This window comes from Pseudomonadota bacterium (assembly GCA_022572885.1).
GTDB lineage: Bacteria > Pseudomonadota > Gammaproteobacteria > Steroidobacterales > MnTg04 > MnTg04.
Genome location: JACZVC010000003.1, coordinates 87,198 through 102,705 on the forward strand (window position 1 = coordinate 87,198; position 15,508 = coordinate 102,705).

The 15,508-nt window shown below is 57.5% G+C and carries 15 protein-coding genes; 13 read left to right on the forward strand and 2 right to left on the reverse strand.

The annotated features are described in order from the left end of the window. Positions 1-13: 13 nt before the first annotated feature. The 3 genes from ctaD to IIA05_02020 all read left to right on the forward strand — a co-directional run bounded on the left by ctaD (position 14) and on the right by IIA05_02020 (position 3,185). The gene (gene ctaD / locus IIA05_02010; protein ID MCH9025873.1) at positions 14-1,612 is read left to right on the forward strand and encodes a cytochrome c oxidase subunit I; all 1,599 of its coding nucleotides are present in this window, start codon (positions 14-16) and stop codon (positions 1,610-1,612) included. 125 nt (positions 1,613-1,737) lie between these two features. Further along, positions 1,738-2,301, forward strand: coding sequence for a cytochrome c oxidase assembly protein (locus IIA05_02015; protein ID MCH9025874.1), 564 nt, complete (start codon positions 1,738-1,740; stop codon positions 2,299-2,301). A gap of 17 nt (positions 2,302-2,318) precedes the next feature. Beyond that, a complete protein-coding gene (locus IIA05_02020) occupies positions 2,319-3,185 on the forward strand; it encodes a cytochrome c oxidase subunit 3 (GenBank protein ID MCH9025875.1) in 867 nt (288 codons plus the stop codon). Positions 3,186-3,264: 79 nt separating this feature from the next. On the opposite strand, the gene IIA05_02025 is transcribed toward IIA05_02020, so the two are convergent. After that, on the reverse strand, positions 3,265-3,471 hold the full coding sequence (locus IIA05_02025) for a twin transmembrane helix small protein (protein ID MCH9025876.1): 207 nt from the start codon (positions 3,469-3,471) through the stop codon (positions 3,265-3,267). 33 nt (positions 3,472-3,504) lie between these two features. Between IIA05_02025 and IIA05_02030 the strand changes: the two genes are divergently transcribed. From IIA05_02030 to IIA05_02075, 10 genes are all read left to right on the forward strand, one after another. Continuing rightward, complete coding sequence (locus tag IIA05_02030; GenBank protein ID MCH9025877.1) at positions 3,505-4,269, forward strand: SURF1 family protein; 765 nt, start codon at positions 3,505-3,507, stop codon at positions 4,267-4,269. Further along, positions 4,266-4,895, forward strand: a complete 630-nt coding sequence (locus IIA05_02035) for a hypothetical protein (GenBank protein MCH9025878.1) — start codon at positions 4,266-4,268, stop codon at positions 4,893-4,895. Before IIA05_02030 ends, IIA05_02035 begins: the two co-directional genes overlap by 4 nt. 88 nt (positions 4,896-4,983) lie before the next feature. Then, on the forward strand, positions 4,984-5,979 hold the full coding sequence (locus IIA05_02040) for a COX15/CtaA family protein (protein ID MCH9025879.1): 996 nt from the start codon (positions 4,984-4,986) through the stop codon (positions 5,977-5,979). Further along, the gene (locus tag IIA05_02045) at positions 5,976-6,833 is read left to right on the forward strand and encodes a protoheme IX farnesyltransferase (protein ID MCH9025880.1); all 858 of its coding nucleotides are present in this window, start codon (positions 5,976-5,978) and stop codon (positions 6,831-6,833) included. Before IIA05_02040 ends, IIA05_02045 begins: the two co-directional genes overlap by 4 nt. A gap of 28 nt (positions 6,834-6,861) precedes the next feature. Beyond that, on the forward strand, positions 6,862-9,012 hold the full coding sequence (gene uvrD / locus IIA05_02050) for a DNA helicase II (protein ID MCH9025881.1): 2,151 nt from the start codon (positions 6,862-6,864) through the stop codon (positions 9,010-9,012). Between the two features lie 43 nt (positions 9,013-9,055). Beyond that, entirely contained in the window at positions 9,056-10,435 is a 1,380-nt protein-coding gene (trkA, locus tag IIA05_02055) for a Trk system potassium transporter TrkA (protein MCH9025882.1), read from the forward strand. Continuing rightward, positions 10,432-11,907 carry a potassium transporter gene (locus IIA05_02060; GenBank protein ID MCH9025883.1) on the forward strand — a complete coding sequence of 492 codons (1,476 nt, stop codon included), beginning with the start codon at positions 10,432-10,434 and terminating at the stop codon, positions 11,905-11,907. Before trkA ends, IIA05_02060 begins: the two co-directional genes overlap by 4 nt. 30 nt (positions 11,908-11,937) lie before the next feature. Then, positions 11,938-12,234, forward strand: a complete 297-nt coding sequence (locus tag IIA05_02065; protein ID MCH9025884.1) for a hypothetical protein — start codon at positions 11,938-11,940, stop codon at positions 12,232-12,234. After that, positions 12,231-12,779 carry a TRAP transporter small permease subunit gene (locus IIA05_02070; GenBank protein MCH9025885.1) on the forward strand — a complete coding sequence of 183 codons (549 nt, stop codon included), beginning with the start codon at positions 12,231-12,233 and terminating at the stop codon, positions 12,777-12,779. The genes IIA05_02065 and IIA05_02070 overlap by 4 nt, the downstream gene beginning before the upstream one ends. A 2-nt stretch (positions 12,780-12,781) precedes the next feature. Then, complete coding sequence (locus tag IIA05_02075; protein MCH9025886.1) at positions 12,782-14,167, forward strand: TRAP transporter large permease subunit; 1,386 nt, start codon at positions 12,782-12,784, stop codon at positions 14,165-14,167. Here the strand turns inward: IIA05_02075 and IIA05_02080 are convergent. Beyond that, positions 14,155-15,276, reverse strand: coding sequence for a TRAP transporter substrate-binding protein (locus IIA05_02080; protein ID MCH9025887.1), 1,122 nt, complete (start codon positions 15,274-15,276; stop codon positions 14,155-14,157). The two genes, IIA05_02075 and IIA05_02080, sit on opposite strands and share 13 nt — an antisense overlap. Positions 15,277-15,508: the final 232 nt, after the last annotated feature.

The following is a 15,508-nucleotide window of genomic DNA, read 5'->3' on the forward strand; positions in this document are numbered from 1 at the left end:
AATGGAGAACAGTATGGGCCCTGAGTACGAAGCCACGGCTGATCAGCATCACGTCGACGATCACGATCACCACGGTGCGCCGAGCGGTATCAAACGCTGGCTATTTTCAACTAACCACAAAGACATCGGGACCATGTACCTGGTGTTTTCTCTGCTGATGTTTTTTATCGGCGGAGCAATGATCATGATCGTCCGGGCCGAGCTGTTCCAGCCTGGCCTGCAGTTTGTCGATCCGGCGTTCTTTAATCAGATGACGACCATGCATGCACTGGTCATGGTGTTCGGCGCGATAATGCCGGCTTTCGTGGGCCTGGCCAACTGGATGATACCGATGATGGTTGGCGCCCCCGACATGGCGCTACCGAGAATGAACAACTGGAGCTTCTGGTTGCTCCCGGTGGGCTTTACGTTTCTGTTAGCGACGTTGTTTATGCCCGGCGGTGCCCCTGCGGCTGGCTGGACCATGTACCCGCCGCTGGTCTTGCAGACCGGCGACGCGTTCCCGTTTCTGGTGTTTGCCGTGCACATCCTCGGTGCGTCCTCAATCATGGGCGCGATCAATATTATCGTGACCATCATGAATATGCGTGCACCGATGATGACCCTCCTGAAAATGCCTTTGTTCGTCTGGACGTGGTTTATTACCGCCTTCCTGTTGCTGGCCGCAATGCCGGTCTTCGCGGGCGCGGTAACCATGCTGCTGTTCGACCAGTTCTTCGGAACTCATTTCTTCAATGCCGCGGGTGGCGGCGACCCGGTGATGTTCCAGCATATTTTCTGGTTCTTCGGACATCCCGAGGTCTACATCATGATCTTGCCCGCGTTTGGGATCGTTTCGGAAATTATTCCGACCTTTGCCCGCAAACCACTATTTGGCTACAACTCGATGGTGTACGCGACCGCCAGCATCGCTGTCCTGTCGTTTATCGTCTGGGCGCATCACATGTTCACAGTTGGCATGCCGCTGGCCGGCCAACTGTTTTTCATGTTCTCCACGATGCTGATTTCGGTACCAACCGGCGTCAAAGTCTTTAACTGGATAGCAACGATGTGGCGGGGTTCGATGACCTTTGAAACGCCGATGCTGTTTTCCCTGGCGTTCGTGTTCCTGTTTACGATCGGCGGCTTTTCCGGCCTGATGCTGGCCATTACGCCGGTAGATTTCCAGTATCACGACACCTATTTCGTGGTAGCCCACTTCCATTACGTGCTGGTGCCGGGCTCGTTGTTCGGCATCATGGCGGGAGTCTACTACTGGCTGCCGAAGTGGACCGGTCATATCGTTGACGAAAAGCTCGCCAAGATGCATTTCTGGTTATCGGCGATATTCGTCAACATCACGTTCTTCCCGCAGCATTTCCTGGGGCTTGCCGGGATGCCGAGACGAATCCCGGACTACTCGACCCAGTTTGCCGATTTCAACATGATGTCTTCGCTCGGCGCCTTCGGTTTCGGGCTGTCGCAACTGCTGTTCGTTTACATCCTTTACCAGACCGTCAAGGGTGGTAAAAAGGCCAGTAGCGAGGTCTGGGACAACCCCATTGGCCTGGAATGGACCGTACCCTCACCGGCGCCGCATCATACCTTCGAAACCGCACCCGAGATGAGGTGAGATTGGCGCAACATGGATTCCCCTGTATCGAAAAGAAAGGTTCGCGTGGCGGCGATAATACTGGGCCTGGTAGCGGCAGGATTTTATGTCTTGATTATTGTTGCAACCGGGCTTAGATCGTCGGGATGAGTAAACAAAAACACGTCGTCCATTTCAGCCTGACCACGCAGTTGTTTGCGCTGGTCGTGGCCATGTTTGGTTTTGGTTTTGCGCTGGTTCCACTGTACGACGCTTTTTGCCAGATCCTAGGCATCGGCGGCAAAACCGCGGCACAAGCTGTCGAAGTCGTGGAAGCGCCTGAATTGAACCGCGAAATCGTGGTTGAATTTGTGACCACGGTAAACCAGGACGCTCCCTGGGAGTTCCGCGCCGGGGTTGCGGAAATGCGGGTTCATCCGGGCAAGCTATACCAGGCGACTTTCTTTGCCCGCAATCTGACTGGCCAGACGCAGGTCGGTCAGGCGGTGCCGAGCGTCGCGCCCGGCCAAGTGGCAAAGTACTTCAGAAAGACCGAGTGCTTTTGTTTCGAGCCACAAAGTTTTTCCGCCCATGAAGGCCGCGACATGCCGGTCGTATTTATCCTGGATCCGGAAATCCCACGACATATAGACCGGATCACCTTGTCATATACATTTTTTGCCCTGGAAACCCTGGCGGGTGTCGTCGCCAATAATCCATCTGAGATTTGAATCGGGGATTTGCGTTTATGGATCACACACACGATAAGTATTACATCCCTCACGGTAGCCATTGGCCGATCGTCGGCAGTTTCGCGCTGTTTGTGATGCTTGGCGGCTTCGCCGTCTACCTGAACGGCGCTGAAATCGGCGGCGTGGCGTCGCTGTTCGGCCTGGCGATACTGATTGCGATGATGGCCGGCTGGTTTGGCAACGTAATTGCCGAAAGCATGGCCGGTTATTACAACTCTCAGGTGGACAAGTCCTTCCGTATGGGAATGATGTGGTTCATTTTTTCCGAAGTCATGTTCTTCGCCGCATTTTTCGGCGCCTTGTTCTATGCCCGGCAACTGGCGATCCCCTGGCTCGGTGGCGAAGGAGCCAAGTTCATGACCAACCTGCTACTGTGGCCGGGCTTCGAGGCGATGTGGCCGAGTAACGGCCCGGCGCATGCAGGCGGTGAATTCGAAACGATGGCCGCCGCAGGCCTGCCGGCAATCAACACCGCAATACTCCTGACCAGCAGCGTAACCATCACGATCGCCCATCACGCGTTGAAGAACGGCAACCGCCTGCTGCTGAATCTCGGTGTACTGGTGACGATAATCCTGGGTTTTGGTTTTATTTCTCTACAAGCTTATGAGTACATGCACGCCTATAGTGAACTCAACCTGAAACTCAGCACCGGAATTTATGGCTCGACGTTTTTTGTACTGACCGGCTTCCACGGCCTGCATGTCACGGTAGGCGCAATATTCCTGACCGTGATCTGGTTTCGCGTACTGCGTGGCCATTTCACCCCACAGAAGCATTTTGCCTTCGAGGCGGCTGCCTGGTACTGGCATTTCGTCGATGTCGTTTGGCTGTGCCTGTACTTTTTCGTCTACTGGCTGTAGGCGAAGGACAAAAGACCGGGGCGCCGTGGCCGCACGGCGCCCCTTTTTATTTGATCGCCGTACGCTCCGGGCGCCGGTCTTATTGAGGAACAATGCCGTGTGGCTGGATCAGACCGAAATACCAGGCAACCATGAGCAAGACAAACAAGCCGATCGACATTCCGATCCGCCAGCTCAGCATCCGGACGACCCGATCTGTTTTTCCATCATCGCTGACCAGGTAACGCAGTGCTGAGCCCAGGCTGATGATGATGGCCAGCAGGATTAACAGGGCTAACAGGCGCATGATGATTTACGGCGAGCCTCCGGCCGGACAAGTGTGGAACTACAATATATCGTGATCAGGGGAAAAAGAAGGGCTGAAAATACCGTGTGGTTGATTCCTTCAGCCGCGGCAGTCGTATGCTTCGTGCTGTTTGCCAACCTCGGACTATGGCAGTTGGAACGCGCACAGGAAAAAGACGCTTTGTTTGCCAGTTTCGAGCAACAGCAGCCGACGGCGGCCCCACTTGGCCTGGCCAGCAATGAAAGCGCGGAAAAAAGCCGCTACCAGCATAGAAAAGTTTACGGCCATTACGATAGCGCCCATCAATTCCTCCTCGATAACATGGTCCATGAAGGCAAGGTGGGTTTCCAGGTGCTGACGCCTCTGATCCTGCCCGACCGGCAGCGCGCCTTGCTGATCAACCGCGGCTGGATTCCGCTCGTCGGCACGCGTCAGGATTTGCCGCCGGTGACAGTCGAAACCGGCTTGCGGCAGGTGACGGGCCGCATCGACCGGTTGCCCAGGGCCGGATTTCGCCCGGGACCGGGCGTCACAATGGCCCGGCATGACTGGCCGAAACTGGCTTTGTTCCCGACGGCAAGCGAGCTGGAGGATGTGCTCGATTACCCCTTGTTTGATTTTGTCTTGTTGCTGGATAAACGCGAGCCCGATGGGTACCTGCGGCAATGGAGGCCAACGGTAATGAGCGCCAACCAGCATCGTGGCTATGCTTTTCAGTGGTTCGCCATGGCCGCGGCAATATTGATTCTTTTCACAGTACTGTCCTGGAAATACTGGACACCGAGATCGCAAGAATGAATGCAGCAGCCCCAAGAGGTGGCGGCCGGAAAAAACGCAGTACCCTGCTGCTGGTCGGCATGCTCTTTCTCGGGCCATTGCTGGTCGCTGCGCTGGTCTATTACGGCAGTGCGGGCTGGCGGCCGGCCGGCAACGTCGCGTACGGAATGCTGTTCGACCCGGTAAAAAAACTGCCGGCCAGCGAGCTGCGGAGTGTCGATGGAAACAGACTTGGCAACGAAGCGCTGGATGGCCTCTGGATACTGGTTTACCTCAGCCAGGGCGCTTGTGAAATCGAATGCCGGAAAAGCCTGTATGACACCCGCCAGGTACGGGTGTTGCTGGGACAAAAAGACCAGCGCGTCCGACGTCTTCTGATTGCCGGTACACCGCTTCCTGACCTTGCCTATCTCAGCGAGTATCATCCCGACTTGTTGGTCATGACCGCAGCGAGCGCCGGCAGTGAATTCATAAAGGCCTTCGCCCGGGACCGGCAAGGTCTGGGTGACGAAGATATCCTGCGGCTGGACCGTGTATACATCGTCGACCCGCTGGGAAACCTGGTGATGGCCTACGAGTCAGGTTTTGACGCCGAGGGTCTGCTAAAAGATTTACAACGCCTGTTGCGCCTGTCGAGCATTGGTTAGCACGTCGGCCACCCGGAGATTCATGGAAATGGCGAAACACCCGCCAAGAAAAAAATATTACCGGCACCGCGGACCCAGCGCCGCGCTGATGCGTTTCAAAAAGCTGGCCCTGTTGGCCACATTTTTGACCCTGGTCGTCGTCGTGCTCGGCGCCTATACCCGTTTGTCGGATGCTGGCCTGGGTTGCCCGGACTGGCCCGGATGCTACGGCCAGATCAGCGTACCGGCCACCCCCGCCGAAGTCTCCGCAGCACAGCAAATGTATCCGGAACGGCCACTCGAGCCGGCCAAGGCTTGGATTGAAATGGTTCATCGGTATTTGGCCGGCATCCTGGGCCTGTTGGTCATGGCGCTCGCATTACTGGCGTTGCTCAATCGCAACGAGAAAAAACAACCCGTGCTGTTGCCGGTTCTGCTGGTGGCGCTCATTGTTTTCCAGGCTTTGCTGGGGATGTGGACGGTCAGCTTGTTGCTCAAACCGGTCATCGTCGTGGCTCACTTGCTGGGGGGCATGGCGACCCTGGCGCTGCTGTGGTGGCTTGCGATGACGCCGGCGCGCGAGCGGACCGAAGCCGGCAATTCACTACTGGCGAAAGCATCGCTGCTGGCGCTTCTGGTGGTGACCGCGCAGATCGCCCTGGGTGGCTGGACCAGCAGTAACTACGCCGCATTGGCCTGTCCCGATTTCCCGACTTGCCAGGATTCCTGGTGGCCGGAGGCGGATTTCTATAGTGGTTTCGATTTGCACCACCCGCTCGATTTGGACCTGCGCAGCGACTATGCCGGTGGTGTGCTCGAGCATCCGGCCCGCGTTGCCATACACCTGAGCCACCGCATCGGCGCATTGGTCGTCGTGGCCGTCAATCTGATCCTGGGCTTTCTGTTGCTGACCCGTAGCGAGAATAATGCTGTCGCGCAGTCAGGTATCGCATTGATGACCCTAACCGTGTTCCAGGTGGTTGTCGGTATTACCATCGTCAGCCTTGGCCTGCCGCTGCTACTCGCAACGGTGCACAACGCAATGGCTGCCTTGTTGCTGCTAAGCTTGCTAACCACCAACCGGTTGCTCCGGCTGAAACTATGACCCATCTGGCCGAGTATTTTGAGCTGACCAAACCGAAGGTCGTCGGCCTGATCGTTTTCACGGCGATCGTCGGCATGTTCCTGGCGGTACCCGGTATGCCACCCTGGCAACCCATCGTATTCGGAACGCTGGGCATCGGGCTGGCGGCGGCTTCAGCAGCGGCCGTCAACCATGTGCTCGACGCGCGCATCGATGCCAAAATGAAACGCACGCGACATCGTCCCTTGCCGACCGGTCAGCTCAGCGAAAAGCAGGCGAGCGTTTTTGCGGCGTTGCTTGGCGTGCTCTCGATGCTGATCCTGGCGCTGGCGGTGAACCCCCTGACCGCGCTAATGACCTTCCTTTCGCTAATTGGTTACGCGTTTGTCTATACCGTTTACCTGAAGCGCGCGACTCCGCAGAACATTGTCATCGGCGGCGCGGCAGGCGCGGCTCCGCCGGTGCTGGGGTGGATGGCAGTAACCAACACGATCGACCCGAATGCACTCTTGCTGTTCCTGATTATTTTCACCTGGACACCGCCGCATTTCTGGGCCCTTGCCATCGCGCGCAAGGACGACTATGCCAAAGTAAATATCCCGATGATGCCGGTGGTTTACGGCGTGAAATTTACCCGGCTGCAAATTCTTCTGTATACGATCCTGCTGTTTATCGTTGGCTTGCTGCCTTACTTGACCGGCATGTCGGGCCTGTTTTATCTGTTTGGCGCGGTCATGCTCGGCGGTGGATTCCTGTACTATGCCATCGCAATGATGATTCGGGACAAACCGGAATTGCCCATGCAGACTTTTGCCTACTCGGTCAATTACCTGGTGGCTCTGTTCGCGTTTCTCCTGGTTGATCATTACCTGTAACCGCTAGCCCGCATATTTCACCAAGGCGATGGATGTTTCTCCAATACTCGACCCCCTGAACGAAGCCCAGCGTGAGGCGGTTACCGCCGGGCAACACGCAATGCTGGTATTGGCTGGCGCCGGCAGCGGCAAGACCCGGGTGCTGGTCCACCGGATTGCGTGGTTGGTCGAAGTCGAGAAGGTCGCGCCGCGCAGTATTCTGGCGGTGACATTTACCAACAAGGCGGCCAGTGAAATGCGCGGGCGTATCGAGGCGTTGCTCGGTCGACCCGCGACGGCCATGTGGGTCGGCACTTTCCATGGCCTGGCTCACCGGATTCTCCGGCAACACTGGCGGGAGGCCGAACTCCCGCAGACTTTCCAGATACTGGATTCCGACGACCAACTTCGGCTGATCCGCCGTATGTTCAAAAACATGGGGATCGATGAGACGCGTTGGATACCCCGGGAATTGCAATGGTTTATTAACGCGCAAAAAGACCAAGGCATCCGGCCGGCCCACATGGAACACCGTGACGACAGCAACCGTCGTCAGATGATCCGGCATTATGCAGCCTACCAGGAGATTTGCGATAACGGCGGTGTCGTCGATTTCGCGGAACTTCTGTTGCGCGCCCACGAGTTGTGGCTGAAGCATAGTGAGCTGCTCGAGCACTACCGGCGCCGATTCTCGCATGTATTGGTTGATGAGTTTCAGGATACCAACACCATCCAGTATGCCTGGCTCAGGTTGCTGGCTGGCGAAACCGGGGTGCCGTTTGCGGTCGGTGACGACGATCAGTCAATTTATGGCTGGCGCGGTGCGAAGGTCGAAAACCTGTTCCAGTTTCAAAAGCATTATCCAAACACAAGGCTGGTGCGGCTGGAGCAGAATTACCGCTCGACCGGCACCATACTCAAGGCCGCCAATGCTTTGATTGGCAACAACAGGGGCCGGCTGGGCAAAAGCCTGTGGACGGAAAGCACGGATGGCGAAGCCATCAAAGTCTATGAAGGTTTTAACGAACGCGACGAAGCCGATTTCGTGCTGGGCCGCGTCAAGGAGTGGATGGACCAAGGCAATCTGCGTTCGGAGTTGGCAATACTCTACCGCTCCAATGCCCAGTCGCGAATTTTCGAAGAAGCTCTCATGAATGCCGGCATCCCGTACCGGGTTTACGGCGGCTTGCGCTTCTTCGAGCGCCAGGAGATCAAGGACGCGTTGGCTTACTTGCGGTTAATCGCGAACCGCGACGACGACGGCTCGTTCGAGCGGGTCGTGAATCTGCCGCCAAGGGGAATCGGCGCCAGGAGTATGGAAACGATCAGATTATACGCGCGCGCCAACGCCACATCGCTGTGGCAATCGGCGGCAAGCCTGGCGGGAGGCCAGTTGAGCAGCCGGGCGGCGTCCGCGGTACGGAAATTTCTTGCGCTGATCGAAGAGCAGGCTGGCAAGACTTCGGCCCTGGCACTACATGAGCAAGTCGACGCCGTGATCGAATGCAGCGGCCTGATCGAACATTACCGCAAGGAAAAGGGCGAAAGAGGCGAAGCCCGAATCGAGAACCTCGAAGAACTGGTTTCGGCGGCCCGCGGATACCAGCCGAGCGATGAAATGGACATGGCGCCGATGGACGCTTTTCTCGCTCATGCGGCGCTCGAGTCCGGAGAAAACCAGGGCAGCGCCTGGGAAGACTGTGTGCAGCTGATGACCCTGCACAGCGCCAAGGGTCTGGAGTTTCCGGTGGTTTTCATCTGTGGACTCGAAGATGGATTGTTCCCGCACCAGCGGTCGCTTGGCGATGCAAGCGGTCTCGAGGAGGAACGACGACTTTGTTATGTGGGGATGACCCGTGCGATGCGGTATTTATACCTGACCTATGCAAGCCAGCGGCGCTTGCATGGAATGGATAACTATCGCCATCCATCACGGTTTCTCAACGAGATCCCGCGCGAATACACCGAGGAGGTGCGCAGCGGTTTTTCGGTCCGGCGCCCGCTCAAGGGAACCCGGTTTTCGGCCCCAAAGGACCCTGACGGCATGCGGCTCGGCCAGCAGGTACGGCACGATCGTTTTGGTACCGGCGTGGTCATGGCTTGTGAGGGGCAAGGTGCCCACGCACGGGTTCAGGTAAACTTTGAATCTACCGGCACAAAATGGCTGGTTCTTGCTTATGCCAGCCTTGAACTGATGTAGAATGCGCCGCTGGTAAGCGCAAAAAGCAACAAAAGGCGCTGACATGAAAATCATTATTCTCGGCGCGGGACAAGTAGGGCGCACAGCGGCCTACCACCTGGCAAAGGAAGAGGCGAACGAAGTCACGGTCGTGGATCTTCGTGAGGATATCCTGCGCGATCTGCGCGATCGCCTCGATATCCGGACCGTGATCGGGCACGGTTCTCATCCCGAGGTACTGGAGCGGGCCGGCATCAAGGATGCCGACATGATTATCGCACTGACCGATAGCGACGAGACCAACATGGTGGCCTGCCAGGTCGCCAGCACCCTTTTTCGAACGCAGACCAAGATCGCAAGAATCCGCGATGCAGAATACCTGAGCCACGAGCAACTTTTTGGCGATGATGCGCTGCCGGTTGACGTACGTATCAGCCCGGAAGAACTGGTCACCGATTACATCGAGAAACTGATTCATTATCCGGGTGCTCTGCAGGTCCTGGAATTCGCCAACGGTGAAATCCTCCTGGTCGGCACGCGCGTAGGCAAAGACGGCCCTCTGGTGGGCCAGCAGTTATCCGCTTTGCGCGATCATATTCCCAATGTGGATGCCCGGGTCGCGGCTATATACCGCGATGGCAAAGCGATCAAACCGACCGGGGATACTGTCATTCGCGAGAATGACGAGGTGTTTTTTATCGCCGCGCGCGCGGACATACGCGCGGTGATGAGCGAGATGCGCAAACTCGATGAACCGGTCAGGCGAATTATTATCGCTGGTGGCGGCCACATCGGCTTCCGGCTTGCGAAACGCATGGAGCAAACCAACCAGGTCAAGCTGATCGAGCGCAACCAGGAACGCGCGAAGATAATCTCCGAAAAACTCGAACGTACGATCGTATTACACGGCGATGCGACCGATGAGCAGCTGCTGATGGAGGAAAACGTCGACAACGCAGACGTTTTCTGCGCGCTGACCAACTCCGAGGAAGCAAACATCATGGCGGCAATGCTGGCGAAAAGATGCGGCGCCCGCAAGGTCATGGCGTTGATCAACCGCCAGTCCTTCGCTGAGCTTGCTGAAGACGCGGGCACCATAGACATCGCGATTTCCCCGCAGCAGATTACCATCGGTACTTTGCTTGCCAACGTACGCCGCGGTGATGTTACCCGGGTTCACTCGCTGCGCAGGGGCGCCGCGGAAGCCCTGGAGGCAGTCGCCCACGGCAACCGAGAGAATTCGGCCGTGGTTGGCCGCTCGATACAAGAAATTGCATTGCCCGACAGCGTCACAATCGGCGCCATCGTGCGTGATGATCAGGTCCTGATGGCTCATCACGACACCATTATCGAAGAGAACGACCACGTCATTTTATTCCTGACCGACCGAAAACAAATCGATACGGTCGAGAAACTCTTCCAGGTCGACGCAACCTTCGTATGAACCTGCCTGTCGTTTCCCGAATTCTTGGCATGCTGTTGGGCATGTTCAGCCTGACCATGATTCCGCCCATGCTCGTGTCCTGGCATTTCAACGACGGCAGCTGGCTGGCCTTCCTCAACGGCATGGGTATCATCCTGATCGCTGCCGCGGTTTTCTGGCTGTTTGGCAAACCTGCGAATAGTGGTCTGGATTTGCGCCTGCGAGACGGCTTCCTGATCGTCGCGCTTTTCTGGGTTGTGCTCGGCGTCGCCGGTTCGGCGCCGCTGATCATGTCGGCAAGTCTCGACATTTCCATCACCGACGCAATCTTCGAATCGATTTCCGGCCTGACGACAACGGGCGCGACCATCCTGACTGGGCTGGACGAGCTGCCGCGCAGTATTCTTTTTTACCGCCAGATGCTGCAGTGGCTGGGAGGTATGGGGATCATCGTGCTGGCGGTCGCCGTGCTGCCAATGCTGGGTGTCGGCGGCATGCAATTGTACCGCGCCGAGACCCCCGGCCCGGTCAAGGACAACAAACTCACGCCGCGTATTACGCAAACGGCCAAGGCGCTTTATTTCATTTATGCGGGCATCACGGTCGCCTGTTTCGCCGCCTACTGGATTGCCGGAATGGACTGGTTTGATGCGCTGGGTCACGCCTTCAGCACCGTAGCCATCGGTGGCTTCTCGACCCACGATGCCAGTATCGGGCATTACGCGCAGATCGGGCACCCAAACGCGCTGGCGATCGAAATGATCGCTGTGGTTTTTATGCTGATCGGCGCTGCGAATTTCTCGCTGCATTTCCTGGCCTGGAAAAACCGCAGTATCAAGAGCTACCTGCAGGATCCGGAATTCAGGGCGATGATTACCATCTTGTTGACGGTTACCGCAATCACCGTTTTTTACCTTTTCGCCAGCGGTTATTACGGGGGTTTTGCAGAATCGATGAGGAAGGGGCTGTTTCAGGCGGTGTCGATTGGCACGACCACCGGCTTTACCACCGCAAAGTACTCGATGTGGCCTGGCTCGCTTCCGGTCATGCTGCTGCTGGTCAGTTTCATCGGCGGTTGCGCCGGCTCAACCGGCGGCGGCATGAAGGTGATTCGGTGGCTGCTGATTTACAAGCAGGGCGCGCGCGAAGTCTTGCGCCTGATCCATCCGAACGCGGAGATCCCGGTCAAACTGGGCAACACCGCGGTACCGACCCGGGTTATCGAAGCAGTCTGGGGTTTCTTCTCGATTTATATCGTCATGTTCGCTGTCATGATGCTGGTGTTGATGATGACCGGCCTGGATCAGAATACCGCGTTCTCCGCGATTGCCGCGACCTTGAACAACCTCGGCCCGGGGCTGGGCGATGTCGCCGACAATTTCATTTCTATCCCGGACCCGGCCAAATGGGTATCGATTTTTGCCATGTTGCTTGGACGCCTCGAAATTTTTACGCTGCTGGTACTGTTCACACCATCTTTCTGGGATCGCTAGCCCGTGGGGTTGATCGCCAGTCTTGAAGCGATGCTCGACGGCGGCCGCGACGACGCGCTGTTGAGATTTTCCCTGGGTAGCGCCTTTCTGTCGCAACAACGGGCGAACGATGCACTGGTTCATTTGCAAGCGGCGGTCGCCCACGATCCGGGATATTCCGCCGCATGGAAACTCCTGGGCAAGGCGCAATCGGCAGCCGGCAATTGCGACGCGGCGGGCAACGCCTACCGGGCGGGAATTGCCGCAGCGGAGAAAAAAGGCGACCAGCAGGCAATGAAGGAAATGCAGGTCTTCCTGCGCCGACTGGAAAAAAACCTGGAAAAATGAGACCGCTTAGCGAACGCATCGATTCCGCCAATCGGATACTGGGCGAAACCCTGTCCTGGCTAACCGCTTTGATGGTCCTGGTGACCTTTGTGATCGTGGTGCTCCGTTATGCGTTCGACACCGGCTGGATCTGGCTGCAGGAAAGCGTCACCTGGATGCACGCGCTGGTGTTCATGCTGGCCGCCGCGTACACGCTGGGGTGCGACGAGCATGTCAGGGTCGATATTTTCTACCGCCGCATGGATGCGCGAAAAAAGGCACTGGTCAATTTACTGGGTGCGCTGTTTCTGCTGGCGCCAACCTGGCTGTTGCTGATCATCGTCAGCTGGGATTATGTGGCCGCTTCCTGGTCCGTTTATGAAAGCTCCCGGGAAGCCGGCGGGCTGCCTGGATTGTTTTTGTTGAAAAGCGTGATCCCGCTTACCGCGGTGTTGCTGCTGTTGCAGGGCCTGTCCCAGGCATTGAGTGGATTCCTCGCGACGAGAAAGCGATCGCAGCAGGCAACGCCGGGCAAAGACCAGGTCGACCGGGGCACAGGACTGTAAGCATGGGCTGGATCGCCGGTCTGATGTTTATTTCTGTTGTGCTGGTGCTGCTGGCCGGCTACCCGGTTGCCTTTACCCTGTCCGGGGTGGCCCTGCTGTTCGCCCTGGGCGGCGCCGTGCTAGGCGTCTTCGATCCTGCGTTTCTGAATGCCATGCCGAGCCGTATTTTCGGCATCATGGGCAACCAGACCTTAATCGCGGTTCCCTTGTTTGTTTTTATGGGCGTGATGCTGGAGCGATCACGGATTGCGGAAAGCCTGCTGGACACGCTGAGCCTGCTTTTCGGGCCGCTGCGCGGCGGCCTGGGATTCTCTGTCACCCTGGTCGGGATGTTGCTCGCGGCCAGTACCGGTATCGTCGGCGCCACGGTCGTTACCATGGGGCTACTGTCATTGCCGACGATGCTTCGGCGAGGCTATGACCCCGCGGTCGCCGCCGGCACGATCTGCGCATCGGGAACCCTGGGTCAGATCATCCCGCCCTCGATCATCCTGGTCATGCTGGGCGACGTATTGTCATCGTCGTACCAACAAGCCCAACTGGCGCAGGGGATATTTTCGCCAAAAACCGTATCCGTGGGTGACCTTTTTGCCGGGGCCCTGATCCCCGGTCTGCTGCTGGTCGGCTTGTACCTGCTCTGGCTGATGGTGGTCGCTTTTTTCCGGCCGCAGGCGATGCCCGCAATTTCCGCCAGCGAGCGCAAGGCCATGCGCGGGAAAAGCCTCTTGCGCCAGGTCGTCCTGGTGCTGTTGCCGCCGTTGCTGCTGATCCTGGCGGTGCTGGGATCGATCCTCGCCGGACTCGCAACGCCGACCGAAGCCGCGGCCGTCGGCGCCGCTGGCGCGACGCTGATGGCGTTGCAGCGCAAGCAACTGGATCCGGGCCGCCTGCGCGAGGTCATGCGAACCACCACCCGGATCAGCAGCATGGTATTTATGATCCTGCTGGGCGCTTCATTTTTCTCATTGGTATTCAGAGGCTTTGGCGGCGACGAAGCAGTCCACGCGGTGCTGGAAAACCTGCCCGGTGGTGTAATCGGCTCCATGCTGGTGGTCATGGCGCTGATGTTCCTGCTCGGTTTTGTCCTCGACTTTATCGAGATTACTTTTGTCGTCGTGCCGATTGTCGCCCCGATCTTGCTGGTCATGGGTCTGGATCCGGTCTGGCTGGGGGTGATGTTTGCGATCAATCTGCAGACTTCATTCCTGACGCCGCCTTTTGGCTTTTCGCTGTTTTACCTGCGCGGGGTGGCTCCCGACACGGTTAGCACCTCCGCAATCTACCGTGGCGTCATTCCGTTCGTCTGCATCCAGCTATTCGCATTGCTGCTGCTGGCTTTGTGGCCCGAACTGGCAACCTGGCTTCCGGCGCGAATTTATGGCGAATAGTGGTCTGCGCCGCCCAACAGGCGCGCCTCGAAATAGGCTTTTTCGGATATCTCCAGCCACGGCGAGGTATTGCGCTGGAATTCCCGGTAGGAGGCATACACGCGCGCCACCATATCGTCATCGGCCGCCAACTCCTCCAGTACTTCCAGCGACAACTGTTTGAGCCGCCGCAGGACGCTTTCCGGCAGGGGCTTTGGGATAATGCCGTGTTCGCTTGCCAGCACACGCAATGCGCGCTGATTCTGCGCCGTGTAATCGGCCAGCATGTCGTCGTTCGCCGCCTGACACGATAGCAGCACGATCTCCTGCAAATCCTCGGGCAGCGAGTCGAACTCCTGCTTGTTGAAAATTGCTTCCAGCGTGGCGCATGGCTCGTGCCACCCGGGGTAGTAATAATGTTTAGCCGCTTTGTGCAAGCCAAACGCCAGGTCGTTATAGGGTCCAATCCATTCCGCTGCATCGATGGTGCCGGTCTGCAAGGCGGTAAAGACTTCCGCACCGGGGACGTTGACCGGCGTACCTCCCGCACGTCTGAGTACCTCGGCTCCCAGGCCCGGTATTCTCATCTTCAGCCCCTTAAGGTCTTCGACGCTGTTGATCTCTTTGTTGAACCAGCCCGCCATCTGGGTGCCGGTATTGCCGGCTGGCGCCGGCATCAGGTTGAATGGCGCGTAAAGTTCCTTCCACAGATCCCAGCCGCCGCCATAATAAAGCCAGGCGTTCATTTCCTGTGCGTTCATACCAAACGGAACGGCCGCGAAGAATTGCGCGGCCGGTGCCTTGCCCTTCCAGTAATAGGCCGCCCCATGCGCCATCTGCACCGTGCCGGAGGAAACCGCATCGAAGGCCTCGTAGGCGGGCACCAGTTCGCCACCGCCATATACCTTGATTTGCATCCGGCCGTTACTGGCCTTTTCTATACGTTTTGCCAGGCGATTGGCGCCGACCCCCGCGCCCGGAAAATTCGGCGGCCAGGTGGTCACCATTTTCCATCGATGAACCTTGCGGTTTTCGCTGACCGCCGTGGTTGCCTGCTGTTGCCCGCAAGCGGCTAGCCCGGCCACCAGCGCGCCAGCGCCCAGCCCCTTGATCAGATGCCTTCGTTTCATGCCTCATCCCGTTTGTCCGCAAAAACGAATAATGCATCAAGCAACTGACCGGTACCATATTGGATCCGGTCCAGGAAGGAAACACCGATAAGCCCGATTCTATATAGTCTGCGCCCCACTAATGGTTGTGTTTACGCTAAAAACGGTATGCTTTCCCCACTTTATTTGTTTTCTCCATTTAGTGTCTTTATTTGCTGTTTTTCGCTACTAATAACCACTTTAGTGGAAATTA

Coding starts and splice junctions, on each gene's coding strand:
- ctaD (MCH9025873.1), top strand. CDS start 14: ATGGGCCCTGAGTACGAAGCCACGGCTGATCAGCATCACGTCGACGAT.
- IIA05_02015 (MCH9025874.1), top strand. CDS start 1,738: ATGAGTAAACAAAAACACGTCGTCCATTTCAGCCTGACCACGCAGTTG.
- IIA05_02020 (MCH9025875.1), top strand. CDS start 2,319: ATGGATCACACACACGATAAGTATTACATCCCTCACGGTAGCCATTGG.
- IIA05_02025 (MCH9025876.1), bottom strand. CDS start 3,471: ATGCGCCTGTTAGCCCTGTTAATCCTGCTGGCCATCATCATCAGCCTG.
- IIA05_02035 (MCH9025878.1), top strand. CDS start 4,266: ATGAATGCAGCAGCCCCAAGAGGTGGCGGCCGGAAAAAACGCAGTACC.
- IIA05_02040 (MCH9025879.1), top strand. CDS start 4,984: ATGCGTTTCAAAAAGCTGGCCCTGTTGGCCACATTTTTGACCCTGGTC.
- IIA05_02045 (MCH9025880.1), top strand. CDS start 5,976: ATGACCCATCTGGCCGAGTATTTTGAGCTGACCAAACCGAAGGTCGTC.
- uvrD (MCH9025881.1), top strand. CDS start 6,862: ATGGATGTTTCTCCAATACTCGACCCCCTGAACGAAGCCCAGCGTGAG.
- trkA (MCH9025882.1), top strand. CDS start 9,056: ATGAAAATCATTATTCTCGGCGCGGGACAAGTAGGGCGCACAGCGGCC.
- IIA05_02060 (MCH9025883.1), top strand. CDS start 10,432: ATGAACCTGCCTGTCGTTTCCCGAATTCTTGGCATGCTGTTGGGCATG.
- IIA05_02065 (MCH9025884.1), top strand. CDS start 11,938: ATGCTCGACGGCGGCCGCGACGACGCGCTGTTGAGATTTTCCCTGGGT.
- IIA05_02070 (MCH9025885.1), top strand. CDS start 12,231: ATGAGACCGCTTAGCGAACGCATCGATTCCGCCAATCGGATACTGGGC.
- IIA05_02075 (MCH9025886.1), top strand. CDS start 12,782: ATGGGCTGGATCGCCGGTCTGATGTTTATTTCTGTTGTGCTGGTGCTG.
- IIA05_02080 (MCH9025887.1), bottom strand. CDS start 15,276: ATGAAACGAAGGCATCTGATCAAGGGGCTGGGCGCTGGCGCGCTGGTG.